The organism is Aeromonas sp. FDAARGOS 1415, assembly GCF_019048365.1.
Lineage (GTDB): Bacteria > Pseudomonadota > Gammaproteobacteria > Enterobacterales > Aeromonadaceae > Aeromonas > Aeromonas taiwanensis.
This window is the reverse complement of sequence record NZ_CP077363.1, coordinates 2,720,240-2,744,916: the sequence shown is the minus strand read 5'-3', so window position 1 is coordinate 2,744,916 and position 24,677 is coordinate 2,720,240. Positions and strand designations below refer to the sequence as shown.

Annotated in this window: 26 protein-coding genes and 1 other RNA gene; 20 read left to right on the top strand and 7 right to left on the bottom strand. The window is 63.2% G+C overall.

The window, feature by feature from the left end; genetic code table 11:
- The first annotated feature begins 253 nt into the window (after positions 1-253).
- The 7 genes from I6L45_RS13110 (at position 254) to I6L45_RS13080 (ending at position 5,673) form a co-directional block, all read left to right on the top strand.
- The gene (locus I6L45_RS13110) at positions 254-1,597 is read left to right on the top strand and encodes an anaerobic C4-dicarboxylate transporter (RefSeq protein WP_124813852.1); all 1,344 of its coding nucleotides are present in this window, start codon (positions 254-256) and stop codon (positions 1,595-1,597) included.
- A gap of 131 nt (positions 1,598-1,728) precedes the next feature.
- A complete protein-coding gene (locus I6L45_RS13105) occupies positions 1,729-2,385 on the top strand; it encodes an adenine nucleotide alpha hydrolase (RefSeq protein ID WP_216982273.1) in 657 nt (218 codons plus the stop codon).
- 381 nt (positions 2,386-2,766) lie between these two features.
- On the top strand, positions 2,767-3,081 hold the full coding sequence (locus I6L45_RS13100; protein ID WP_197068409.1) for a hypothetical protein: 315 nt from the start codon (positions 2,767-2,769) through the stop codon (positions 3,079-3,081).
- Positions 3,082-3,287: 206 nt separating this feature from the next.
- The gene (locus tag I6L45_RS13095) at positions 3,288-3,638 is read left to right on the top strand and encodes an ArsC family reductase (RefSeq protein WP_216982272.1); all 351 of its coding nucleotides are present in this window, start codon (positions 3,288-3,290) and stop codon (positions 3,636-3,638) included.
- A 22-nt stretch (positions 3,639-3,660) separates the two neighbouring features.
- Entirely contained in the window at positions 3,661-4,788 is a 1,128-nt protein-coding gene (gene dapE, locus I6L45_RS13090; RefSeq protein WP_216982271.1) for a succinyl-diaminopimelate desuccinylase, read from the top strand.
- Positions 4,789-4,840: 52 nt separating this feature from the next.
- Positions 4,841-5,527 carry a M15 family metallopeptidase gene (locus I6L45_RS13085; protein WP_216982270.1) on the top strand — a complete coding sequence of 229 codons (687 nt, stop codon included), beginning with the start codon at positions 4,841-4,843 and terminating at the stop codon, positions 5,525-5,527.
- Positions 5,527-5,673, top strand: coding sequence for a hypothetical protein (locus I6L45_RS13080; protein ID WP_010674048.1), 147 nt, complete (start codon positions 5,527-5,529; stop codon positions 5,671-5,673). Before I6L45_RS13085 ends, I6L45_RS13080 begins: the two co-directional genes overlap by 1 nt.
- Before the next feature lie 98 nt (positions 5,674-5,771).
- On the opposite strand, the gene I6L45_RS13075 is transcribed toward I6L45_RS13080, so the two are convergent.
- Positions 5,772-7,043, bottom strand: coding sequence for a GGDEF domain-containing protein (locus I6L45_RS13075; protein ID WP_254204322.1), 1,272 nt, complete (start codon positions 7,041-7,043; stop codon positions 5,772-5,774).
- 355 nt (positions 7,044-7,398) lie between these two features.
- Here I6L45_RS13075 and I6L45_RS13070 point away from each other — a divergent pair, with 355 nt between their 5' ends.
- The 3 genes from I6L45_RS13070 to I6L45_RS13060 are packed head-to-tail and all read left to right on the top strand — an operon-like array spanning position 7,399 to position 11,517.
- Positions 7,399-9,126: a potassium/proton antiporter gene (locus I6L45_RS13070; RefSeq protein WP_216982269.1), complete on the top strand. Its 1,728-nt coding sequence runs from the start codon at positions 7,399-7,401 to the stop codon at positions 9,124-9,126.
- Between the two features lie 45 nt (positions 9,127-9,171).
- Positions 9,172-10,275, top strand: a complete 1,104-nt coding sequence (locus I6L45_RS13065) for a beta-N-acetylglucosaminidase domain-containing protein (RefSeq protein WP_216982268.1) — start codon at positions 9,172-9,174, stop codon at positions 10,273-10,275.
- A 36-nt stretch (positions 10,276-10,311) separates the two neighbouring features.
- Positions 10,312-11,517 carry a cation:proton antiporter gene (locus tag I6L45_RS13060; protein WP_216982267.1) on the top strand — a complete coding sequence of 402 codons (1,206 nt, stop codon included), beginning with the start codon at positions 10,312-10,314 and terminating at the stop codon, positions 11,515-11,517.
- A 62-nt stretch (positions 11,518-11,579) separates the two neighbouring features.
- On the opposite strand, the gene I6L45_RS13055 is transcribed toward I6L45_RS13060, so the two are convergent.
- Positions 11,580-12,212, bottom strand: coding sequence for a LysE family translocator (locus I6L45_RS13055; protein ID WP_043761907.1), 633 nt, complete (start codon positions 12,210-12,212; stop codon positions 11,580-11,582).
- Positions 12,213-12,379: 167 nt separating this feature from the next.
- Here I6L45_RS13055 and I6L45_RS13050 point away from each other — a divergent pair, with 167 nt between their 5' ends.
- The 3 genes from I6L45_RS13050 to I6L45_RS13040 all read left to right on the top strand — a co-directional run bounded on the left by I6L45_RS13050 (position 12,380) and on the right by I6L45_RS13040 (position 14,995).
- Positions 12,380-14,002, top strand: a complete 1,623-nt coding sequence (locus I6L45_RS13050) for a methyl-accepting chemotaxis protein (protein WP_216982266.1) — start codon at positions 12,380-12,382, stop codon at positions 14,000-14,002.
- A 169-nt stretch (positions 14,003-14,171) separates the two neighbouring features.
- Positions 14,172-14,702: a DUF1523 family protein gene (locus tag I6L45_RS13045; protein WP_043761911.1), complete on the top strand. Its 531-nt coding sequence runs from the start codon at positions 14,172-14,174 to the stop codon at positions 14,700-14,702.
- Positions 14,699-14,995, top strand: a complete 297-nt coding sequence (locus I6L45_RS13040) for a helix-turn-helix domain-containing protein (RefSeq protein ID WP_043761913.1) — start codon at positions 14,699-14,701, stop codon at positions 14,993-14,995. Before I6L45_RS13045 ends, I6L45_RS13040 begins: the two co-directional genes overlap by 4 nt.
- Positions 14,996-15,087: 92 nt before the next feature.
- Here I6L45_RS13040 and I6L45_RS13035 read toward each other — a convergent pair whose 3' ends face one another.
- Both I6L45_RS13035 and rihA read right to left on the bottom strand, forming a co-directional pair.
- A complete protein-coding gene (locus I6L45_RS13035) occupies positions 15,088-15,564 on the bottom strand; it encodes a hypothetical protein (RefSeq protein WP_043761918.1) in 477 nt (158 codons plus the stop codon).
- A 29-nt stretch (positions 15,565-15,593) separates the two neighbouring features.
- Positions 15,594-16,529, bottom strand: a complete 936-nt coding sequence (gene rihA / locus I6L45_RS13030; protein WP_216982265.1) for a pyrimidine-specific ribonucleoside hydrolase RihA — start codon at positions 16,527-16,529, stop codon at positions 15,594-15,596.
- 197 nt (positions 16,530-16,726) lie between these two features.
- Here rihA and I6L45_RS13025 point away from each other — a divergent pair, with 197 nt between their 5' ends.
- Entirely contained in the window at positions 16,727-17,422 is a 696-nt protein-coding gene (locus I6L45_RS13025; RefSeq protein WP_216982264.1) for an RluA family pseudouridine synthase, read from the top strand.
- A 127-nt stretch (positions 17,423-17,549) separates the two neighbouring features.
- On the opposite strand, the gene udp is transcribed toward I6L45_RS13025, so the two are convergent.
- A complete protein-coding gene (gene udp, locus I6L45_RS13020; RefSeq protein WP_216982263.1) occupies positions 17,550-18,305 on the bottom strand; it encodes a uridine phosphorylase in 756 nt (251 codons plus the stop codon).
- Between the two features lie 392 nt (positions 18,306-18,697).
- Between udp and yiaY the strand changes: the two genes are divergently transcribed.
- The 3 genes from yiaY (at position 18,698) to I6L45_RS13005 (ending at position 21,073) form a co-directional block, all read left to right on the top strand.
- Positions 18,698-19,849, top strand: coding sequence for an L-threonine dehydrogenase (yiaY, locus tag I6L45_RS13015; protein WP_216982262.1), 1,152 nt, complete (start codon positions 18,698-18,700; stop codon positions 19,847-19,849).
- Between the two features lie 132 nt (positions 19,850-19,981).
- Complete coding sequence (locus I6L45_RS13010) at positions 19,982-20,320, top strand: outer membrane protein assembly factor BamE (RefSeq protein WP_005325779.1); 339 nt, start codon at positions 19,982-19,984, stop codon at positions 20,318-20,320.
- A 117-nt stretch (positions 20,321-20,437) separates the two neighbouring features.
- Complete coding sequence (locus tag I6L45_RS13005; RefSeq protein ID WP_210548208.1) at positions 20,438-21,073, top strand: NAD(P)H-binding protein; 636 nt, start codon at positions 20,438-20,440, stop codon at positions 21,071-21,073.
- 78 nt (positions 21,074-21,151) lie between these two features.
- Here the strand turns inward: I6L45_RS13005 and I6L45_RS13000 are convergent, their stop codons facing one another.
- The gene (locus tag I6L45_RS13000; protein WP_216982261.1) at positions 21,152-21,511 is read right to left on the bottom strand and encodes an RnfH family protein; all 360 of its coding nucleotides are present in this window, start codon (positions 21,509-21,511) and stop codon (positions 21,152-21,154) included.
- Complete coding sequence (locus I6L45_RS12995) at positions 21,504-21,938, bottom strand: SRPBCC family protein (protein ID WP_043761925.1); 435 nt, start codon at positions 21,936-21,938, stop codon at positions 21,504-21,506. The genes I6L45_RS13000 and I6L45_RS12995 overlap by 8 nt, the downstream gene beginning before the upstream one ends.
- 168 nt (positions 21,939-22,106) lie before the next feature.
- On the opposite strand from I6L45_RS12995, the gene smpB reads away from it, so the two are divergent.
- From smpB to I6L45_RS12980, 3 genes are all read left to right on the top strand, one after another.
- Positions 22,107-22,595 (top strand): SsrA-binding protein SmpB, encoded by a 489-nt coding sequence (smpB, locus tag I6L45_RS12990; protein ID WP_017766150.1) that lies wholly within the window; start codon positions 22,107-22,109, stop codon positions 22,593-22,595.
- A gap of 177 nt (positions 22,596-22,772) precedes the next feature.
- Positions 22,773-23,132: a transfer-messenger RNA gene (gene ssrA / locus I6L45_RS12985) on the top strand.
- 172 nt (positions 23,133-23,304) lie between these two features.
- Positions 23,305-24,576: an integrase domain-containing protein gene (locus I6L45_RS12980; protein ID WP_104452560.1), complete on the top strand. Its 1,272-nt coding sequence runs from the start codon at positions 23,305-23,307 to the stop codon at positions 24,574-24,576.
- The last annotated feature ends 101 nt before the right edge of the window (positions 24,577-24,677 follow it).

Here is a 24,677-nt window from a genome sequence, read left to right as displayed (position 1 = left end):
CTTTTTTGTGCCCGTCGTTTCCCCTTCGTATCCCCATTGCCCCTGAAGCGGGACCAGATCTCGCCCCGGTAAAGCGAGTCTGCCGTAGTTTTTATGCACTTAAATCGGAAAAAGGCGAGTTGTTGAAGCAACGCAAATTTTTACCCCTTTAGGGAGGGCAGAATGACATCACTCCCTAAAGGGGTAAATAACGGCAGATGATCCCGGGGCCCTGGCCGATGGGGACATGGATTCAACCACACGAGGTAATGGAATGATCTTGATGGAATTTTTGGTGGTACTCGGCTGCTTGCTGCTGGGAACCCGCTTTGGTGGCATGGGGCTGGGTCTCATCAGCGGCATCGGTCTCTTCCTGCTGACCTTCGTCTTCGGCCTGGTGCCGGGCGAACCGCCGGTGCAGGTGATGCTGACCATACTCGCGGTGATCGGTTGCGCCGCCACCCTGCAGACCGCCGGTGGCCTCAACCTGATGATGCAGGTGGCCGAGCGCCTGCTGCGCCGCCACCCCCAGTACATCACCCTGCTGGCGCCGCTCACCACCTGGACCCTCACCTTCCTGTGCGGTACCGGCCACGTGGTCTACACCATGTTCCCCATCATCGCCGACATCGCGCTGCAAAAGAACATTCGCCCCGAGCGCCCCATGGCGGTGGCCTCCGTTGCCTCCCAGATGGCCATCTGCGCCTCGCCGGTCTCGGTGGCCGTGGTCTCCATGGTCTCCATCCTGGCGGCGGCCCACGGCGTGGGTCAGGCCTACGGTCTGCTCGACATCCTGATGGTGGCCATCCCCTCCTCCCTGACCGGCGTCATGGTCGCGGCCCTGTGGAGCCTGCGCCGCGGCAAGGATCTGGACAAGGACGAGGAGTTCCAGGCCAAGATCAAGGACCCCGCCCAGCGCGACTTCATCTACGGCGGTGGCGAGACCCTGCTCAATACCAAGTTCCCGAAAGAGGCCTACTGGTCGACCTGGATCTTCTTCGCCGCCATCGCCGCCGTGGTGCTGCTGGGGGCTGATGAGGCACTGCGCCCCGTCTTTACCATCAAGGACAAGACGGGCCCCCTCTCCATGAACCTGGTGATCCAGATGATGATGCTGATCGCCGGCGCCATCATACTGATGCGCTGCAAGGTCAAGCCGGGGGAGATCGCCAACGGCGCCGTCTTCAAGGCGGGCATGGTCGCCATCTTCTCCGTGTTCGGGGTCGCATGGATGAGCGAAACCTTCTTCCAGGCCCACATGCCGCTGCTCAAAGAGACCCTGGCCCACGTGGTGCAGGCCCAGCCCTGGACCTACGCCCTGGTGCTCTTCCTCATCTCCAAGCTGGTGAACAGCCAGGCCGCGGCGCTGACCGCCATCGCCCCCATGGGGCTGGCGCTGGGGGTCGAACCCAAGCTGCTGATCGCCTTCCTGCCGGCGAGCTACGGCTACTTCGTGCTGCCGACCTACCCGAGCGATCTCGCCTGCATCGGCTTCGACCGCTCCGGCACCACCCGCATCGGCAAGTTCATCATCAACCACAGCTTCATCATTCCCGGCCTCATCGGGGTGGTGACCTCCTGTACCCTGGGCTTTATCCTGACCAGCATCCTGCTCTGACGGTGTCACGCCGCTCAATCGGTTCCACAGGCCCCCGCTCGGGGGCCTGTGCTTTTCGCTCACCTTCCCGCTTTGCCAACCGCCCGCACACTGGGTAGCATGCTTCCTCCCTCATCAACGGAACCGTCCCCATGTCTCGCGTCATCGTGCTCTGGAGCGGCGGCAAGGATGCCATGCAGGCCCTCTGCCATGCCCGCGAAGCGGGTCATCAGGTGGTGGCCCTGGTCACCTTTGCCCCCCCTTCGCCCCGCTTTCTCGCCCATCCCCTGTCACAAGTGCGTCGACAGGCCGCGGCCCTCGGGCTGCCCCACCGGCTGGTCACCATCGAGGCGCCGTTCGATCAGGGCTATGAGCTAGCCCTGGCAGAGTTGAAGGATGAGTGGCGCCTCGATGGGGTCGTCACCGGCGATATCGACAGCGTGGGCGGTGCGCCGAACTGGATCCGCGAGCGCTGCCGGCCGCAGGGGATCGCCGTGCATACCCCGCTCTGGCAGCTCCCCCGCGAGGCGCTGCTGGCGGATCTGCTGGCCCGGGGCATCGTCGCCCACCTCTCCTGCGTCGATACCCGGGTGCTGGCCCCCGACTGGGTGGGGCGGGTGCTGGACAGGGCCACCCTCGCCGAGCTGCAGCAGCTGGCGTCAACCCGGGGCTTCGATGCCTGCGGCGAGCAGGGGGAGTACCACACCATGGTGACCGACGGCCCTGGCTTTGCGGCGCCCGTGATCCTAGGCCACTGGCAGGTCGCCCGTCAGGATCACCTCGCCTACCTGGCGGAGACGGAGGGCTGACACGCCGGCCAGTCCCTGCGAGCCGCCGTCCCACGGGACCCCATCCCCCATGACGCCGGCGGGTGCGCCACAGAGGACAGCCCCCTCTCGTGGCGTGCCTTTGCGTCGCTCCCCCTCCGACCGTCTCAGCCTCCATTCTCTTGCTCTCTCTGCTTCCCCTGCTACCACAGTTAAGACCAATAAAAGCAAACGATTTTAGTTTTAAAGGCCAGCAATGAGTTAAATAACGACATTTAACTCTGATGAAGGCGTACTAGAATGCCTCCCGAGGCATAGAGGCCGACAACCTCCACTTTGTTTGCGTTGGATCAACGTCCATCGGGCATGAAGTGGCCAAGATGCCCGTCGACACAGAGCGACCATTTCGCACCGGAGAGAGTTATGACAAACCAAGCCACCGCGGGCACCTCGACCTGCGACTACAAGCTGTGGGACATCCTCGTCGAGTCTGCAAAGGAACGCACCACCATTCGTTACTCCAAGCTGGCCAGGCAGGCCGGGCTGGAGCAGTGCCAGGACGAGCTGCGTACCTTGCTGCAACGCATCCGCATGTACTGCACCGAAAACCATCTGCCGATCCTCTCCGCCATCGTGGTGGATGACGTGGGCAAATACGCCGGCCTCTCCTCCAGCCTGCCGGACGCGCCCTGGGAGCGGGCCCGGGTCTTCGACCACGAGTGGACCACGCTGCACTGATCCTGCCGCCTCTTTTCTTGTCAAAACGCGCCCTCTGGCGCGTTTTGACCCTCTGCACTCCATCTCCCCCTCCCCTTTGTCACTGGTAAAACCAGCGAGTCTGGCCGCGAGCGTTGCCATGGGATCGCCACAATGCCAGAATCGGGCCCTTGCATGATTCCACCTTCGGATTTCAGGGCCCAAGGCCCCCAGACAAAGGATCCCTCATGGCCACCACCCTCTATGGCATCAAGAACTGCGACACCATCAAGAAGGCCCGCAAGTGGCTGGATGAGGCGGGTATCGACTACCGCTTTCACGACCACAGGGCCGACGGCCTGACCCCGGAGCAGCTCGATCTCTGGCTGGAGCGCCTCGGCTGGGAAGCCCTGCTCAACACCCGTGGCACCACCTTCCGCGCCCTGCCGGAGGAGGCCAAACAGGGGCTCGACACCGCCAGGGCCCGCGACCTGCTGCTGGCTCACCCGGCCATGATCAAGCGCCCGCTGCTGGACAAGGATGGCGAGCTGACCCTGGGCTTCAAGGCCGACCACTACCAATCCCTCTTCTCTCGTTAACTATTTCTGTTAAGGAACACCGATGTCGGACGTCATCACACTGGCCAAGGATCTGATCAGCCGCCCCTCCGTGACCCCCCTGGACGAAGGGTGCCAAACCCTGATGGCAGAGCGCCTCAAGCGCCTCGGCTTCGTCATCGAACCCATGGTGTTTGAAGACACCACCAACCTCTGGGCACGCCGTGGCAGTGAAGGACCGCTCTTCTGCTTCGCCGGCCACACCGACGTGGTGCCCGCCGGTCCGCTGGAGAAGTGGCACACCCCGCCGTTCGAGCCGACCATCCTGGATGGCATGCTCTATGGCCGGGGCGCCGCCGACATGAAGGGGTCGCTGGCCGCCATGGTGGTGGCCACCGAGCGCTTCGTGGCCGAGCATCCGGATCACGCTGGGTCGATTGCTTTCCTCATCACCTCCGATGAAGAGGGGCCCTTCATCAACGGCACCGTGCGCGTCATCGACACCCTGGAGGCGCGCAACGAGAAGATCACCTGGTGCATCGTCGGCGAGCCCTCCTCCACCGCCCTGGTGGGTGACGTGGTGAAAAACGGCCGGCGCGGCTCCATCACCGGCGATCTGGTGGTGCGCGGGGTCCAGGGCCACGTCGCCTATCCCCACCTGGCGGACAACCCCATCCACAAGGCGGCACCGGCGCTGGCGGAACTCGCCGCCACCGTCTGGGATGAAGGCAACGCCTACTTCCCCCCGACCAGCTTCCAGATCGCCAACATCCAGGGCGGGACAGGCGCCTCCAACGTCATCCCGGGGGAGCTGCACGTGCAGTTCAACTTCCGCTTCAGCACCGAGCTCACCGACACGGATATCCGCGAGCGGGTCGAGGCGCTGCTGACCCGCCACGGCCTGGACTTCGACCTGAAGTGGACCCTCTCCGGCCAGCCCTTCCTCACCGACACCGGCGCCCTGCTGGAGGCCGCCGTCGCCGCCATCGCGCAGGTCAACGGTCAGCAGCCGGCCCTGCTCACCACGGGGGGAACGTCCGATGGACGCTTTATTGCCCCGACCGGCGCGGAAGTCATCGAGCTCGGTCCGGTCAACGCCACCATCCACAAGGTGAACGAGTGCGTGAAGGCGGACGATCTGGATCTCCTGGCGGACATGTACCAAGGGGTGCTGGCGCGGTTGCTGGCATGAGGACCTTTCGCCTGCCAATGGCGCCACCGCTGACACGGGAGACCATGCAACCATGACCCAGGATCAACTGCTGGGGCTCGACGAGAGCCACCTCATCCTGGTGGGGCGCGGGCCCCATCGTCTGACCGCCGCCACCGCGGCGGCCTTCAACGACATGCAGGTGGCCGCCGCCCACGACGGCTTCAACCTGCAGGCGGCCTCCAGCTGGCGCAGCTTCGAGCGTCAGCTCGCCATCTGGAACGGCAAGTGGCGCGGGGAGCGGCCGCTGCTGGATGCCGCCAGCCAGCCCATCGACGCCCTGCAGCTGAGCGACGAGGCCCGGCTGCACGCCATCCTGCGCTGGAGTGCCCTGCCTGGCACCAGCCGTCACCACTGGGGCACGGATCTCGACATCTATGATCCGGACTGCCTGCCCTCTGGCACCCGGCTCGCACTGGAACCCTGGGAGTATGAGGCGGACGGCTGGTTTGCCGACTTGAGCGAATGGCTCGGCGATCGGATGAACGACTTCGGCTTCTTCCTGCCCTACGCCAGGCCGGCCGGGGCCGCTCAGGGGGTCGCCTACGAGCCCTGGCATCTGAGCTTCGCGCCCGAGTCGGACGAGCTCATGCTCGATCCGGCGGCGCTGGCACTTTGCCTGCAACAGGCGGATATTGAAGGCAAGGGGTGCATACTGGCCCATCTCGACGAGATACTGGCCCGTTACGTCACCCCGGGTCACAGCGAAAGGAGAATCTGATGAGTCTGTGGTTATGGATAGGCCTGCCGCTGCTGTTCCTGCTCGGGTTGTTTCTCAACGCCATCAAGGACATGAAGCAGCTCGAGAAGCAGTTGCCCAAGTACAAGGACAAGATACGGGAAGTGAAGGACGACGAGGACGACTGACAGCCCGAATACACCTGGCCCGATGGATACCCGCATCCCGAGCCACCACGACGCACACAGGCGGCCAGCAGAGACTGGCCGCGGCTTTTTCATCCGTCTCAGTCAGCGACCTCTACCCGGTTGCGCCCTGCCCCCTTGGCACGATAGAGCGCCATGTCGGCGCGCTGCAGCGTCTTGGACATCGGCTCGTCAGGCTGGCGGCTCGCCACCCCGAACGAGGCGGTGACCGCCACTCCGTTCGGCCAGTTGCGACTCCCGGCCACCGCGAGGCGCAGACGCTCGGCCAGTGCCTGGCCCCAAACCAATGAACGTCCGGGTAGCAACAGCACGAACTCCTCCCCGCCCCAGCGGCAGAGCATGTCTCCTTCCTCCAGTTGCAGCAACAGCTCGCTCACCAGACACTTGAGCACCTCGTCACCTACCGGATGGCCCTGGCTGTCGTTGATCTGCTTGAAGTGGTCGATGTCGATAAACACCAGGGTCATCTCGCCATCGTGGTGCACCAGTCGGGACTCCCCTTCATAACGGCTCAGGGCCCCTGTCAAAGGGTCATAACGCACCTGATTGCTGGCCATGCGGTACTCCAGCTCCAGATCCCGGTTGCGCGCCATGGTCTGCCTGGCCTGCCTGCTCATCTTCGCCAGGCGCCGCCGCATCCCGAGATAATCCATCAGCAGCAGGGAGATCACCGCCAGACTCCAGCCGATGAAGAGGGCACGATAGAAGAGGCTGGGCGGCATCCAGGGTCCCTCGAAGAGCAGCGTCTCCACCTTCAGCCGGTAGTGCCCAGGGGCCGCCCCCGACCCCGTCGCCAGTTCGATGGCGAAGACCCGGCTCAGGTCCTGGCCCTGCTGCATCAGGGGAATGTCGTAGTCGGTCAGCCACCAGGTGGCAGGAGTAAAGAGCTTGAGAGGCACTTCGACCCGCCCCGGGTACTGCCCGGGATCGAACAAGATGGCGTTGACCTTGTGGGAGACAGGATCCCCGTCCCGCGAGTAGTCCGGGTGGTAGTTGCGCAGATAGATCCGCCAGGCGGCGTTACTCGGCCCTTCCCCTGCCAACTGCAAGATCAGGTTATCGTAGTCAGACAGATCGATCCCCAGCTCGGGGGAGGCCAGGGTGATCGCCAGTTCGCAATAGGGCCAGCGATACTTGCTCCCCAGTTCGCATGTCATGCCGGTACCTTGCGACGCCAGGGTCGCCACCGAGTCGCCTCCTGCGGGGCGATCGTCGATGGTCGCGACCTCCCACTGGTCACTCGGGACTATCACCAGATGACGTCTGGGGCCCCACTCAAACAGTGCGACCAGGAGCAGCGAGGCCACCATCAAGAGGGAGAGAAGCCACCATAACCGTCTGAGTTGTAACATTATTATTCCAATTCAAGGGGCTATTTCATCATGGGTGGAATATACCCAAATTCCGGCTGGAAAACGGCTCTTTATTAACATTTCAAGCAATAGCGATCTTGAAAACCGGACGGGGGTCGCAGAACGGGCGGGCGATGCGAATCGAGCGGGGTAAGCAACAGGACAACAACCGCTGGCGGGATGGCAGTATATCGGCGGCGTCGGAGGAAGGGCTTCATAGGTGTACCGACAAACGGCGTCCGGCCAGAGGCGGAGAAGTGTAATAAATTGCAAATTCAAGACACAAAATCGCCACTTTGTCACATTTCCTGCATATAATGTGCCTACTTTACACCAGCCAGGAAGGAGTTCGCCCTTGGATGCCGTCACCATCAACAGTTTCTTCTTTATCGGTGCCCTGTTGGTGGGAGCCAGTGTTCTGTTGAGCACACTCTCGTCCCGGGTCGGCATCCCCATCCTGGTCATCTTCCTCGCCGTCGGCATGCTGGCCGGTGAGGATGGCCCGGGGGGCATCCACTTCGCCAACTACTCGGTCGCCTATCTGGTGGGCAACCTGGCGCTCGCCATCATTCTGCTCGATGGCGGCATGCGCACCCGGGTCTCCTCGTTTCGGGTGGCACTCTGGCCCGCCCTGTCGCTCGCCACCGTCGGGGTGGCCATCACCACCGGCCTCACGGGCCTCGCCGCCGCCTGGCTGTTCGACCTCAACCTGCTGCAGGGGATGCTCATCGGTGCCATCGTCGGCTCCACCGACGCGGCGGCGGTCTTCTCCCTGCTCGGCGGGCGCAGCCTCAACGAGCGGGTCAGCGCCACCCTGGAGATAGAGTCCGGCAGCAACGACCCCATGGCGGTCTTTCTCACCGTCACCCTGATCGAGGTGCTGGCCAGCGCCCAGCAGGGGCTGGACGCCGGCTTCCTGCTGCTGCAACTCATCAAGCAGTTCGGCCTCGGCGCCGGCATCGGCCTCTCGGGGGGCTGGCTGCTGTGGAAACTCATCAACACGGCCCGCCTGGCGCCCGGTCTCTACCCCCTGCTCACGGTGAGCGGCGGCCTGCTCATCTTCGCCATCACCACGGCGGTGGGGGGCAGCGGCATCCTCGCCATCTATCTCACGGGGCTGCTGCTTGGCAACCTCTCCCTGCGTAGCCGCAGCACCACGCTGTCGGTGCTGGACGGCCTGACCTGGCTCAGCCAGATCGGCATGTTCCTGGTGCTGGGGCTGCTCGCCACCCCGAGCAACCTGCTGCCCATCGCCCTGCCGGCGCTGGCGCTGGCGACCTGGATGATCCTGTTTGCCCGTCCGGTGTCGGTGTGGATCGGCTTGCTGCCGTTCAAGAACTTCGCCCCCCGGGAGCGCTGGTTCATCTCCTGGGTGGGGCTGCGTGGCGCCGTGCCCATCATCCTGGCGGTCTTCCCCATGATGGCGGGGCTGCCCAACGCCCAGCTCTATTTCAACGTCGCCTTCTTCGTGGTACTGGTCTCCCTCATCCTGCAGGGCAGCTCGCTGCCGCTCGCCTCCCGCCTGGCGCGGGTCGAGGTGCCGGCGCCCCCCTCCCCCATCAACCGCTCCGGCCTCGAGATCGATCTCGACAGCCAGTGGGAGACCTTCGTCTATCGCCTGAGCGCCGAGAAGTGGTGCATCGGCTCCCCCTTGCGGGAGCTGCGCATGCCCCAGGGTACCCGCATCTGCGCCCTGTTCCGCGGTCAGGAGCTGCTGCACCCCTCGGGCAGTACCCGGCTGCAATCGGACGACATCCTCTGCGTCATCGGCCACGAACGGGATCTCCCCGCCCTCGGCCAGCTGTTCAGCCAGGCGCCAGAACAGGATCTGGGCCCCCGCTTCTTCGGCGACTTCCTGCTGGAGGCGACCGCCAGACTGGTGGATCTCGCCCCCCTGTACGGCCTGGATGTGAGCGAGGTGGCGGATCAGACTCTCGGCGATTTTATTGCCCATCAGTTGGGCGATAATCTGGTTGTCGGTGACCATGTCGCCTGGCAGGGCCTGCTCTGGACCGTGGCGGAGATGGAGGATGGCGAACCCCGCAAGATAGGGGTGCGCTTCCTGGAAGAAGACCCCGTCTAGGCACCGGCCCTGCGCCGCCATTACTCAGTGAGAAGGGAGTGACCCATGCCTTATCAAACCCAGTTGTCTGGTCTGTATCCTCCCTCGCCCAAGCTGGGCCTCATCGAGGGATTCTTCGGCAAGGGCTGGAGCTGGGAGGCCCGCGCCCGCTATGCCCAGTGGCTGCCCCGCCACGGCTACGGCTTCTACCTCTATGCCCCCAAGGAAGATGGCTACCTGCGCAAGCACTGGGCCAAGCCCTGGCCCGCCGCCCAGCTCGAGGCCCTGCGCCAGCTCGCCCAGCAGTGCCGGGACAACGGCCTCGCCTTCGGGGTGGGCCTGAGCCCCATGGGAGCGCATCACGACTATGAGCGCCAGCGCCCCGCCTTGCTGGAGAAGGTGAGGGTCATCGAGGAGGTGCTCAAACCCGACATCCTGGCGGTGCTGTTTGACGATATGAAGGGAGACACCCCGGATCTCGCCCACTGGCAGCTCACCATAGCCCACGACATCGCGGCCCACACCAGCGCCGGGCGACTGCTGTTCTGCCCCAGCTACTACTCCACGGATCCCGTGCTGGAGAAGGTGTTCGGCCCCATGCCCCCCCACTACCTCACCGATCTCGGTCAGGGGCTGGACAGGCGCATCGACATCTTCTGGACCGGCCCCAGGGTCTGCTCCACCGAGTACCCGGCCGCCCATCTGCGCCAGGCCGCCGACTGGCTGCACCGCAAGCCCTTCCTCTGGGACAACTACCCGGTCAACGACGGCAGCAAGGCGAGCAGCTTCCTGCACCTGCGCGCCTTCGAGAACCGCCCGGCGGAGCTTGCGGATCTCGTGAGCGGCCACGCGGTCAACCCCATGAAGCAGGCCGCGCTATCGGCCCTGCCGCTCGCCACCCTGCCCATGAGCTACAGGCTCGGCCGCCAGTACGATCCGGACAAGGCGCTGCACGCCTCCCTCAACGCCACCTGCGGGCCGCAGATCTCCGCCATGATCCAGGCCGACCTGCCCCTGTTCCAGGACATCGGCCTGGCCCAGCTCACCCCGGAGCAGATAGGCCACCTCAGGAGCCGTTACCAGCCGTTCCATGACCAGTCCTGCGTAGACGAAATCCTGCGCTGGCTGGATGGCGAATACGTGTTCGATCCGGACTGTCTGACCGATTGAGGTCCCCCGAGAGGGGGGTGACGAGGAGAAGCGCCCGTGGATGCGTCGCTGATCTACCAGAACCTGGCGGTGCTCGCCGCCTTTTTGCTGCTCTACAGCCTGATTGCCGGGCGCTTCGAATCCAGGCTCATCAATGGCCCCCTGCTGTTTCTGCTGGTGGGGGGCGTGCTGGGTGACGGCGGCCTCGGCCTGCTCTCCCTCAACATCGACGGCGAGGGGCTCAAGCTGCTGGCCGAACTGGCCCTGGTCATCGTGCTGTTCAACGACGCCGCCAACACCAACTGGCAGGTGCTGCTGGCCAACCGCCAGCTCCCCGTCCGGCTGTTGCTCATCGGCCTGCCCCTGACCCTGCTGGCGGGCACCCTGTTCGGTCGCCTGCTGTTTCCCGAGCTGCCGCTGCTGGAGGTGGCCATCCTCGCCACCATACTGGCCCCCACCGATGCGGCGCTTGGCAAGGCGGTGGTGAGCAACCCGGCGGTACCGGCCCCGGTGCGGGAAGGGCTCAACCAGGAGAGTGGCCTCAACGACGGCATCTGCGTGCCCGTCCTGCTCCTGCTGCTCGCCCTTGTCGCCCCCACCGAGCAGCATGCGGGCACCGCCACCCTGGCCGTGACCCTGCTGCTGGAGGAGATCGGCATAGGGATGCTGGTGGCCTTCGTGCTCAGCACCCTGACCATCCGATTGCTCAGGCTCTCCTACCTCAACGGCTGGCAGCTGCCGCTCTGGCGCCAGCTCACCATGCCGGGGCTCGCCCTGCTCTGCTTTGCCCTGGCCCAGACCCTGGGGGGCAGCGGCTTTATCGCCGCCTTTGTGGGGGGACTGCTCATCGGCCACCGGCTGGGGGAGCACAAGCACGCCTACATGGACAGCTGCGAGGGGTACGGGGATCTGCTCTCCGTGGTGATCTGGATGGTGTTCGGCGCCATCATGGTACCCCTGCTGCCCACCCTGCTGCACTGGCAGTTCTGGCTCTATGGGGCCGCCAGCCTCACCGTGCTGCGCATGGTGCCGGTCTGGCTGAGCCTGCTGGGCACGGGTCAATCCCCGGAACTCAAGCTCTTCATCGGCTGGTTCGGCCCGAGGGGGCTCGCCAGCATCGTCTTCGCCGTCATGGTGCTGCAGCACCAGCCGGCCCTCACGGGCCAGCACCCTGTCATTGCCACCGTGCTCTGCACCATCATCTTGAGCGTCATACTGCACGGGGTGAGCGCCAATCCCTGGGTCAGGCGCCTCAGGCCCTGACGCCGCCCACAAAAAAGCCCCCCTCCCTGACCAGGAGGGGGGCTTTTTTCATCACCAGCCGATCAGCCCAGCGCCAGCCAGACGCCCACGAACAACATCAGGGAACCCGCGATGCGGTTCATCAGGGTGACGTTGCCGCTCTTGGCGAGGAAGTGGCGCAGGGTGCGGCCACCACTCGCGTAGAGCAGCAGGCAGGAGAACTCGATGATCAGGATGAGGGCCACCAGGGCACTTATCTGGGGTGTCATCGGCTTGGCCGCGTTGATGAAGGGAGGCAGCAGGGAGACCATGAAGGCCCATCCCTTGGGATTCGCGATGGCGGTGACGAAGCCTTGCAGCGCCAGCCCGAGCGGCCTGGTCTCCTGAGCGGCCGAGAGATCCGCCGGAATGGCCATCTTGCCCTTGGCCTGCCACATCTGGATGCCGAGCCAGACCAGGTAGGCCCCTCCCACGTACTTGAATGCCGAGAACAGGGCCGGGTAGTTGAGCATGACTGCCGCCACCCCGACTACGGACAACACGGAAACCAGGCCGACGCCGATGAGTTCACCCCACATCATGTGCAGGGTGCGACGCACCCCCAGGCTCATCCCCAGAGTCATCGCCAGGGTCATGCACATGCCGGGAGTCACAGAGACAAAAAAGAACGTAGGAACAAAGAGCGCCAAGATGGCGGGATCAATCCAGTCGGACACACTACACCTCCATGGTAACAAGCAGACGATCTTGCCCAGCACACCCTTTTAACACAAGAAAAACCTTTTCATTCAGCACGGATTCAGACTTAAAAACTCTGTGACAAGAGCTGTCGCGCCTGTGTAAGATGCCGCATTCCTCCTCTTTAGGGTTAGTAGGCAGCCTCATGTCGTTGAATAATCTCTCCATCCGCCTTCAAGTGCTCATTCCCCTGCTCCTCGCCAGCCTGTTGATGCTGCTGATGGCCGTGATCAGCAAGCAAGAGATCGACGGGGCAATCCAGGACATGAACGAAACCACCGCCAGCGTCACCCGCCACAAGGACGATATCGCCGCCCTGATCCACGCCACCTACCGGCTGCGCACCAACGCCATCTACGGCCTCTACGATCAGGCCCGCTTCCCCCAGCTGCCGGCGCAGCTCTCCGCCGCCGAGCAGGAGATTGGCACCATCCTGACCAGGCTGGCCATCACCGGCGCCGAGCAGGACAACCGCCAGGTGGCGGCCGCCCTGCAGGCCTATCTCGGCCACACGCGCAGCAACATGCTGCCCTTGCTGGCCCAGAAGTACAGTGACGGGGTCGAGCCCGCCGCCTACGAGCAGGCCCGGCTACAGTTTCGCGATCTGGGTGAAGCGCTCATCAAACAGATCGATGCCATGTCCGGCCACATCAACCAGCTGATCCAGGCCGAGATAGCCCTGGAGCAGTCCCACTACCACGCCACCCTGCTGCGTACCCTGCTGATGATGGCGGTCACCCTGATCGCGGCCCTGGCGGGGGGCTGGTGGATCTCCGGGCGCATCGTCCAGCCCATCGGCCAGTTGCAGGAGGTGATGCACGCCGTCGCCCTGGGCCGCTTCAACGTGCGGGCCAGCGCCGAAGGCAGCAACGAGCTGGGCCAGCTCGCCAGGGACATCAACCAGACCCTGGGCCAGCTTGGCAGCACCATCCAGACCCTGACCGGCATCAGCGGCAACGTGGCCTCCGCCGCCACCGAGCTCGCCGCCGTCATGACCCAGGCCGAGGTCAATGCCCAGCAGCAGCGCAGCGAGACAGAGCAGGTGGCCTCGGCGGTTACCGAGCTGGCCAGCACTGCCGACAACGTCAACCACAACGCCGCCCTGGCCGACGAGCTGGCACGGGATGCCAACAGCCGGGTCGAACAGGGGCTGGCGCTCTTCACCGAGAGTATCCAGGCCAACAGCCGCATGGCGGGCAGCCTCGAACATGCCGCCACCGTGGTGGCCAGGCTCAAGTCCCAGTCCGAGCAGATCGGCAAGGTGATTGAGGTGATCCAGGGCATCTCGGAGCAGACCAACCTGCTGGCCCTGAACGCCGCCATCGAAGCGGCCCGCGCCGGGGAGAGCGGACGCGGCTTCGCCGTGGTGGCCGACGAGGTGCGCCAGCTGGCCGCCCGTACCCAGGATTCCACCAAGGAGATCCAGGCCATCATCGAACAGCTGCAGAGTCAGTCCCTCTCCGCCAACAGCGGCGTGCAGGAGACCCTGGAGATCCTCGGTCACAACCAGCGCCTCTCCGCCGAGGTGCAGGATCTGCTGGGGGGCATCACGGAGGCGGTCAACCAGATCAACGGGGCCAACGCCCAGGTGGCGACCGCGGCGGAGGAGCAGTCCTGCGTCACCGCCGACATCAGCCGCAACCTCGGCAACATCCACGAGATAGTGAACCAGAATGCGGCCGGCATCAGCCAGAGTGCCGCCGCCAGTCACGAACTGTCACAGCTCGCCGAGCAGCAGCGCAAGCAGCTCGCCCAGTTCCAGCTCTGATCCCGCCACTCGGCACACCGGGGCCCGCCACGGGCCCCGTGAGCGTCACCCTCCCATAGTTCGCTGTTTAAAACGGGTTTTTGCCATCAAGGTGTCATTGGGGGCTGGGCTGTGTCCGCAAATATGGGTATGGTAGAGGCACGTCATTCCCCCTCACCTAGAGACCATCATGAGCCTGAAGTTCAAGAAACCTGCTTTTGTCACGCTCGGCCTCATCGCCCTGCTCTCCGCGATCTGGCTCGATTTCTATCTGCCGGAACACACCATCGCTACCATCACAGGGGTGGAGGTAAAACGCACCGACAAGGATGGCCCCATCAGCCAGAAGAACCCGGCTGACGGCCCCACCGTGGATGTCTATTACATCTATACCGAGCGCCCCGGCGAGAAGATCCGGGTGTTCCGCAACGAGGACACGCTCTGGGGCTGGCCCTTCTACTTCAAGTTCAACGCCGCCGACGTCCAGGCCAAGGCCAAGTCCATGGAGTTCGAGAAGCGCCTGGCCATGATCACCTCCTACGGCTGGCGCGTGAACATGTTCTCCCTCTTCCCCAACGTCACCAAGATAGAGAGCGCCGAACCCGATGCCTCCACCTGGAGCTTCTTCCGCTGGTTCTGGTTTGGCGTCTGGGCCCTGGTGATGGGCAAGGCCGCCATCGCCACCTGGCGCTACTTCGATCGTCTCGAGGACGAGATATGAGCGAGCCGAGCAAGACGCGCACCAGCTTCTATCGCCGGCTCTATGTGGCTCACCTCATCAGCCAGGGCACGGACACCGTGCCCGCCATCATGGCGGCCACCGGCATGCCTCGCCGCACCGCCCAGGACACCCTGAGCGCCCTGGCAGAACTCGACATTTGCTGTGGCTTCGAGCAGACCGAGGGTGCCCGCCACCTGCAGGGACACTATCGCATCAGCGACTGGGGGCCCATCAACCCGGCCTGGATCAACGCGCAGTTGCCCGTCATCAAGGAGACCCTGGGTTATCCCTGACTCCCCCGTCCGCATCCCATGACGAAGGGGCCAGCCTTGCGGCTGGCCCCTCTCTTGTCTGGCCGGTTATCCCTTCTGCAAATGCCGGACGCTCATTCCCCTTCGTCAAAGGACTCTTCCGACGGCGGTTCCGCCGACTCCGCCCGGGTGCAGTCGATGATGGAACGCTTGGGGTTGTTGGGGTCGCGCAGCAGCAGGGGAGCCTCCCCCTCGTCGTGCAGCGCCTCGTCGGCAAACTCGCTGCCATAGGCGTTGTGGGTCAGCCGGCGCGCGTTGGCGATGGGGGTATCCACGAAGAGGGCGTGCACCTCGAAGGTGGAGGCAGGCACCAGGAAGCCGACGATGGGCAGGCCGTGCAGCTCTTCATGGACCTTGTACCAGGCAAAACCGTCGCTCACCTTGTCCGGGGTGTACTTCGCGAGCTGCGGATGCACCGGGGCCCCGCTCTCGCTGTCGAGATGGAGGTCGTCCAGCTCGCAGGTCGCCAGCCCCTGCCACATGGTCTCGAACGGGCTGGCGCAGCCCGCCAGTTGCATACATGTCAGCAGTGCCAACGTCCCTTTCCACATTCCCAGCCCCTTATTCGATGTCCAAGATGTCAGCCAAATGATCGCAGCCGCTGCACCAGCAGGTCGATGAACCCGGTCCTGTCCAGCCCCAGCAACACCAGCGCATTGGCGGGCTTGCCGGTGAGACCGTAGCGGTCCACCACCGTCATGCCGCTAGTATGTGCCCCCTGCGTCTCGATATCGACCCGGCACTCCACCCCGTGGAACAGCGCGGGGGCCAGCAGCCAGGCGATGGTGCAGGGATCGTGCAGCGGGGCACCGGCAAATCCCCACTTGGAATCCCGGTGGTAGATCATGAAGAAGTCCAGCAGTTCCGCCACGCACCGGGCCACCGGATTGGCGATGGCGCGCACCCGTTCGATGTCTTCGTCCATTACCTGGGCCTCGTGGGTCACGTCCAGCCCGCACATGGTGATGGGGACTCCCGACTTGAACACCATATCGGCCGCCTCGGGATCCACATAAATATTGAATTCCGCCGCCGGGGTCCAGTTCCCCGCCCCCGCCGCGCCCCCCATCAACACGATGCGAGCGATCCTGGGCTTGAGCTCGGGGTGGGCCGCCAGCAACAGGGCGATGTTGGTGAGCGGACCGGTCGGCACCAGGGTGACCGGCTCCGGGCTCTCGCGCAGGCACTTGGCCATCAACTCGAGGCCCGTCATGACCTGGGGCGCAAAGGCGGGATCCGGTAGTGCGGGGCCGTCTAGTCCCGACTCCCCGTGTACGTTGTCGGCGATGATGAGCTCCCGGGCCAGGGGCTTGGGGGCTCCCGCCGCCACCGGGATATCGCGGCGCCCCAGCAGGGTCAGGATGCGCAGGGCGTTGTTGAGGGTCTTGTCCGGCGTCTGGTTGCCGGCGCTGGTGGTGACCGCCAGCACCTGCAATTCGGGGCTCGCCAGCGCCAGGATGAGGGCGATGGCATCATCGTGGCCGGGATCGCAATCGAGAATAACGGGCAGCGCCATGGACGGACTCCTTGCAACATGACAGGGAGCCATACCTTAGCAAGCGGCGGCCCCATTAACTCGGGAGGGAGTCACAAAACGGACTCACCCTGTCAGATCAATCACTTGACCTCTTCCACTGACCTCATACATCCCGATTCGCCGCGCCTCCACCGTTCGGGTATGATCCCTTCCCCCTTTTCCAGCCTGCGTGCCCTATGTCCGTCATCGTCGACACCTTTGTTGCCCCGCCCTGCGACGCCACCATCGAGATCCTCTTTGCAGACGAACACCTGCTGCTCATCAACAAGCCGAGCGGCCTGCTGAGCCTCTCGGGCAAGAACCCGCAGAACCTCGATTCGGTGCACCATCGGCTGGTGCAGGCGTACCCCGGTTGCACCCTGGTGCACCGCCTCGACTTTGGCACCTCGGGGATCATGGTGGTGGCCAGGAACAAGGGCATCAATGCCCTTCTCTGCCACCAGTTCAGCCAGCGCACCGTGAGCAAGGCTTACGAGGCCCTGCTGTGCGGCCATCTGGCGGCGGACGAGGGGGTGATCGACGCCCCCATCGCCAAGGATCCGGCCCTCTTCCCCCTGATGAGCATCTGCGCCGTCCGCGGCAAGCCGGCCCGCTCCCGCTTTCAGGTGCTGGAGCGCCTGGTGAGCCGGGAGGCGCAGGGTGACATCCCATTGACCCGGGTCAGGCTGGTCCCCGAGACGGGCCGCACCCACCAGCTGCGCATCCACAGCCAGTGGCTGGGGCACCCCATCCTCGGCTGCGATCTCTATGGCGGCCTGCGGTTGCCCGGCACCGAGCTGACGCCGCGGTTGATGCTGCACGCGAGCGCCCTGGACCTTGTCCATCCGGTGAGCGGGGAGCCCATGAGGGTGCGGTGCGATGCGCCCTTCTAGGGGCGGTGGGGATTCGACGGGGGGAGAACGCAGAGAAGGAGAGGCGGTGGAGAATGGCGAATACGGCGGATAAAGATAGGGGCCGCGCTTTCGCAACGGCCCCCACCCCCCACGCGGTGTGGTGCTATCAGATCAGCTTGCGGGCAGCGCCCAGCACGATCTTGATGGCATCAGATTCGGTTTTCGCCATGGTTTCGGCGTTCGGGATTTCCTGCTGGGTACGGTTCACGATGACACCGGCCACCATGCCGGCGCGCAGGCCCTGGCTGGTGCACATGGTCAGCAGGGTGGCGGACTCCATCTCGTAGTTCAGCACGCCCATGGCTTGCCACTCTTTCATGGAACCCTGGAAGCGTTGTACCACGCGACCGGATACGGTGTCGTAACGCTCCTGACCCGGGTAGAAGGTGTCGGAGGAAGCGGTCACGCCCACGTGCAGCCTGGAGCCCAGCTCCTTGGCAGTCTCGACCAGTGCGGTGGTGCACTCGAAGTCGGCCACGGCCGGGAATTCCATCGGGGCAAAGTGCAGGCTGGCACCGTCGAGGCGCACAGAGCCGGTGGTGACGATGACGTCGCCCACGTTCAGGTGCGGCTGGATGGCGCCAGTGGTGCCGATGCGCAGGAAGGTGCGGATCCCCAGCTGGGCCAGCTCTTCCACGGCGATGGAGGTAGAGGGGCCACCGATGCCGGTGGAGCAGACGATGACGGCCTTGCCGTCCATCTCGCCGCGCCAGGTGGTGAACTCGCGGTGGCTGGCCAGCAACACAGGATTGTCCATCAGCTCGGCGATGCGCTTCACACGCTCGGGATCACCGGGAACGATCGCCAGGGTGGCGCCTTGCAGATCCGCTTTCTTCAAACCCAAGTGAAATACGTCAGACATAGTGGACTCCTGATTGCGCCCCGCCGCCTCGCGACCGAGTGCAGTGAAGGTGATTCTTTATGGTACTTTCAAGCCTGTTTCCCCTCGTTCGGGGAGGGGCCAACTATGGTCGAAACCCTTTTCCAATTCCTTGATGCGCTTCACACTTCTGCGCATCAAAGATGACAAAAACGGCGCGAAACGTTTTCTAACGTGATGAATTTATTGAAAAACGTTTTTATGCTCTCCCGTAATCAACCTCCCTTGTCAAGCCCCTCTCCACCCCGCATAACCAGAGCGCGATCGAGTCCACAAACTTGCAAACAAGATACTATTGAACCCTGTTCATCCCCTTTGACGCTGCTATGTTGGCGCCCGTATACCACTTAATGGCTAAGCAAACGGAGTCCATCATGGCAACATTCAAGTTCTACATTCCCGCTATCAACCTGATGGGGGCGGGCTGCCTGCAAGAAGCGGCGGCCGATATCCAGGGCCATGGGCATCGCAAGGCGCTGATCGTCACCGATCGCGTGCTCAACCAGATTGGGGTGGTCGCCAGGCTCGGCGCCCTGCTGGCGGAACACGGCATCGACAGCGTGGTGTTTGACGAGACCAAGCCGAACCCCACCGTGGCCAACGTGGAAGCGGGTCTTGCGATGATCCAGGCCCATGGCTGCGACTGCGTCATCTCCTTGGGTGGCGGCTCTCCCCACGACTGCGCCAAGGGGATCGCCCTGGTGGCCGCCAATGGCGGCGGCATCAAGGACTACGAAGGGGTGGACCGCTCCGCCAGGCCGCAGCTGCCGCTCATCGCCATCAACACCACCGCTGGCACCGCCTCCGAGATGACCCGCTTCTGCATCATCACCGACGAGGCTCGTCACGTGAAGATGGCCATCATCGACAAGCACGTCACCCCCCTGATGTCGGTCAACGACCCCGAGCTGATGCTGGCCAAGCCCGCCGGCCTCACCGCCGCCACCGGCATGGATGCCCTGACCCACGCCATCGAGGCCTATGTCTCCACCGCCGCCACCCCGGTGACCGATGCCAGCGCCGTCATGGCGATCCAGCTGATTGCCAGGCACCTGCGCACCGCCGTCGATCAGGGGGATGATCTGCACGCTCGCGAGCAGATGGCCTACGCCCAGTTCCTGGCCGGCATGGCGTTCAACAACGCAAGCCTGGGCTACGTGCACGCCATGGCCCACCAGCTCGGCGGCTTCTACGACCTGCCCCACGGGGTCTGCAACGCCGTGCTGCTGCCCCACGTCCAGGCCTACAACGCCCAGGTGAGCGCGGGCCGCCTCAAGGACGTGGCCGGTTTCATGGGCGTGGACGTGAGCGCCATGAGCGACGAGCAGGGCGCCGCCGCCGCCATCGAGGCCATCAAGGCACTGGCCCGCGACGTCAAGATCCCCGCCGGCCTGGAGCAGCTCGGGGTCAGGGCCGACGACTTCGACGTGCTGGCGGACAACGCCCTCAAGGACGCCTGCGGGTTCACCAACCCCAAGCAGGCGAGCCACGCCGAGATTGTCGCCATCTTCCGCGCCGCCATGTGACGGACACCAGATTGCCAGGGCCGCCTTGCGGCCCTTTTTATTGGCTGATGGATCAATGGCTTTTTACTTCCGCACGGGGAGTGGGTATGATTTGGCGAGCTAAAAAGACTGTATGGATGATCTGAACCCGATATGCGGATGAAACACCTGATTGCCGCGGCCCTGACCGCCCTCACCCTGTCCGGTTGCAGCCTGGTCTATCGCATCGATATTCCCCAGGGCAACTACGTGGAACAAAAGCAGGTCGACAAGCTGCGCCAGGGCATGACCCGCGAGCAGGTCGAGTTCGTCCTGGGCTCCCCCATGCTGCGCGACGGCTTCGACCCCAACACCTGGTACTATCTCTACGAGTTCCAGCCCGGTCGTGGCGACAAGGAGCGCAAGGAGCTGACCCTGAACTTCGTGGGTGACAGGCTGGCCACCGCCACGGGAGACTTCCCCCTCCCCGCCGCCTTCACGACCCCGCTCTGATTTCCATGACAAAACCGGCCCAGGCCGGTTTTGTTTTATCCGGGGACAAGCTAGCCAGGGCGCCGCTGCCGGGCCATGCTCGAGACACATCGCCCGTATCGTTCCAAGGAGGTCGTCATGAGCCAGATCCTGATCGCGGGGGCGACCGGCCTCATTGGCCGGGCCCTGCTCCGCGAGCTGGGCCCCGAACACCGGCTCACCCTGCTCTGCCGCACGCCCGGTGACCCCGCCCCCCATCGCACCTGGTTACCGGTCCCGTTCGACGCGCTGGACGCCGTGCAGCTGCCCAATCCCGTCGATCTCGCCTTCTGCTGCCTCGGCACCACCCGCAGGGAGGCAGGCTCCGCCGAGGCCTTTCGCCGGGTCGACCTCGACTATGTGCTGGCCTTCGCCGCCCTCGCCCGCCGCCACGGCTGCCGACGCCTGCTGGTCATCTCCAGCCTGGGGGCCAATCCCCGCTCCTTCGCCCTCTATCCCCGCACCAAGGGGGAGATGGAGCAGGCCCTGCTGGCACAGGAGTGGCAGCGGCTCGTCATCCTGCGCCCCGCCATGCTGCTGGGCGATCGCCAGCCACCGCGCCTGTCGGAGCAAATCACCCAGGCCATCTACCCGCTGATAAGGCCGTTGCTGCGCGGACGTCTGCGGCGCTGGCGAGCCATAGAGGCCAGCCAGGTGGCCCACTCCATGGCGCTGCTGGCGCAGCAGGAGCGCGGCATCGAGACCGTGGAGAACGAGCGCCTGCTCGCGCTGTAAATGCCCAGCCTCGGCGGTGTCATGACCAGGAGAGATCAACAAGGGGCGCCGCAGCGCCCCTTGTCATTGCATCCTTCGTCAGGCTGACTCGCCGTCGTCCCGCTTGCGGTGGACGTCGGGTCGCCCGCCGGTGACCACATCGGCCCGCCCCTCTTCCTTGGCCTTCTCCGCCCGCTTCTTGCGCATCTCCTTGGGATCGGCGATGAGGGGGCGGTAGATCTCGATGCGATCCCCGTCCTGCACCGGCTCGCTTCCCTTGACCGGGCGGCTGTAGACGCCGAACTTGTTGAGCGCCAGATCGATCTCCGGGTGCTTCTGCACTATGCCGGACGCCTCGATGGCAGCCAGCACGCTGGTGCCCGGGGCGACGCGCAGGCTGAGCACAGTTTGCCGCTCGGGCAAGGCATAGGCCACTTCGATATTGAGCAGCTCAGACACCGTACACCACCTTGGCGCGATTGGAGAAGGCGAGCACCATGGAGCCCACCAGTTCACGGAAGATCTGGCCAAATGCCAGCTCGATGAGCTTGGAGGTGAACTCGAAGTCCAGATCGAACTCCACCTTGCAGGCGTCCTCGTCCAGGGGCGTGAAGGTCCACCACCCCGCCAGCTTGCTGAAGGGGCCCTCGACCAGCTCCATCTTGATGGTGCGGTTGACGTCCAGCTGATTGCGCGTGGTGAAGGTCTTGGCGATGCCCGCCTTGGCCACGTCGACCGAGGCCATCATGTAGTCCTCCCCCGACTCGTGCACGCGGCTGCCGACACAGCCGGGCAGAAACTCGGGATAGGCGTGAACATCATTGACCAGCCGGAACATCTGTTCCGCGCTGAACATCACCAGGGCACTGCGAGTAATACGGGGCATGGGTTTTCCTCATCAATCGGGCCGATTTTATCACCATGAACGCACTTTTGGAGGTAAAACCTCGGTCAAACTGTTCAGAAAGCGGCCACTCGAGCCGCTGCGCGTTTTACAGCCGTCCCCGCCTACGTATAATACGAGCCTCCCAGTCATTGCCGGAAATCGCCCGTCATGAGCAAAAAGAACAGTAAAAACAAAGCCGGGTCCAACACCATTGCACTCAACAGAACCGCGCGCCACGAGTACTTCATCGAAGAGAAGATCGAGGCCGGCCTGTCCCTGCAAGGGTGGGAGGTCAAATCCCTGCGGGCGGGCAAGGCCAACATCAGCGAGGCCTACGTCATTTTCCGTGATGGCGAAGCCTACCTGTTCGGTTCCAGCTTCCTGCCGCTGCAGGCAGCCTCCAGCCACGTGGTGTGTGACCCGACCCGCACCCGCAAACTGCTGCTGAGCCGTCGCGAACTCGACAAGCTCGAGAGCCTGATCGCCCGCCAGGGCTACACCATAGTGCCGCTCGCCCTCTACTGGAAACAGTGCTGGGTCAAGGTCGAGATTGGCCTGGTGAAAGGCAAGAAAGAACACGACAAGCGCGAGGACACCAAGGCCCGCGAATGGGATCGGGAAAAAGCCCGCATCATGAAGAACAAGAACCGCGGCTAATCCGATAGCGCAGCAAGGTCCGGGTCACAGCCCGGACTTTTTCTTTTCCGGCCCGCAGCTTGCGTTCTCCATCCCTCTTGCGCCCAATAAATCAGCAGTCGAATGGCCATGACCGATCGATTGCCATCAACGCCTTGCCATGGCAGCATTTTTGCGTACAATCCCTCTTAACAACTTGGGGCTGATTCTGGATTCGACAAGATTCACGAAACCCAAGGTGCATGCCGAGGTGCGGTAGGCCTCGTTAATAAACCGCAAAAAAATAGTCGCAAACGACGAAAACTACGCACTCGCAGCTTAATAACCTGCGCTGAGCCCTTCTCCCCTAGCTTGCCTGTGTCCTAGGGAATTGGAAGGTCATCCTTCACAGGATCGTGTGGAAGTCCTGCTCGGGGCGGAAGCATTAAAACCAATCGAGCTAGTCAATGCGTGGCGTGTCTCTCCGCAGCGGGTTGGCGAATGTAAAGAGTGACTAAGCATGTAGTGCCAAGGATGTAGTAATTTTGGACGGGGGTTCAAATCCCCCCAGCTCCACCAAATCATGTTCCGGCCGGGAACGAAGAAGTACAGAAACCCGCATTGCCAAAGGCTTTGCGGGTTTTTTGTTGTCCTCAGTAGTCCGAGGAAGTCGCCAGAAACCAGCTCATTTAGTACCATTACTAGTACCACAAGGGCGATGGTACTAAATTCAGTGGTACTAAGAGGCGGCATGGACAAGAAGACGCGTAAGACAGGAACAAACCGGCTTTCTGACACTAAAGTGAAAACAGCCAAAGCAGACATCAAAGAGTTAACCTTGCCTGATGGGGAAGGGTTAGAGCTGAGAGTTAAGCCTAACGGAGGGAAAAGATGGGTTTTCAAGTACCAAAAACCAGCCGATAAAAAGCGCACCAACATGGGATTTGGTACTTATCCAGAAGTCTCCCTTGCCGCTGCTAGAGAGCGGCGGCGAGAAGTCCGCACCCTACTGGCCCAAGGCATTGATCCCAAGCTCCATAAAGAAGAACAGATCGCCACAGCTCAAGCCAAGCAAGAAGCTAGTGCTAACACGTTCGAACGCATGGCGTGCAAATGGCTGGAATTGAAACGCCACAATGTGACAGACGCCTATGCCACCGATTCGTGGCGCTCCCTTGAACTCTATGTGTTGCCCTTCATTGGCTCAATGCCCATAGACCAGATACGTGCGCCTAAAGTTATTGAAATTCTTCGCCCAATTGAAGCAGATGGCAAACATGAGACTGTACGTCGCCTCTGCCAGAGGATTAACGAAATTCTCGACTATAGCGTCAATCATGGCCTTCTCCAGGCTAATCCTTGCTCTGCCATTCGTAAGGTATTCAAGAAACCCACCAAAAAGCACATGCCGACCCTCAAGCCAGCAGAGTTGCCACATCTGATGGCAGACATTGCAAATGGGAGGTTAGACCTCACAACACGCTGCCAAATTGAATGGAGCTTGCATACCTTGGTTCGCCCAGGCGAATCCGCAGGTACTCGCTGGGATGAGATCGATATCGATGCCAAAGTCTGGAACATCCCTGAAGATCGGATGAAGAAGGAACGCCCGCACCGAGTCCCTCTGACACCACAAGCAATATCCCTGCTGGAACGGATGAAACCGATTAGTGGCCACCGCCCCTTCGTGTTCCCCGGCTACCGTGATCCACTCGGCCACATCAACGACCAGAGCGCGAATGCCGCCCTCAAGCGACTGGGCTATGGCGGACGACTGGTGGCCCACGGTTTGCGCTCGCTGGGTAGCACCACTCTAAACGAACAGGGATTCAACCCTGATGCCATCGAGGCAGCACTGTCTCACGCAGACGAGAACGAGATCCGCCGTGCCTATAATCGTGCAGATTACTTTGAGCAACGAGTGATAATGATGATGTGGTGGAGCAACCACATTGAACAGGCTAGCCAAGGGAACCTCTCTCTGGCTAGCGGTTTTAGAGCATTGACAGTTGTGGGCGAGTAGCCCACATCTGACTAATTGCCCGGACTATATGGAATTTGGACGTAAAGAAATATTGAAGGCCCTATCCACCTACCGATATTCAGCTCACAAAAGTCAAAGAT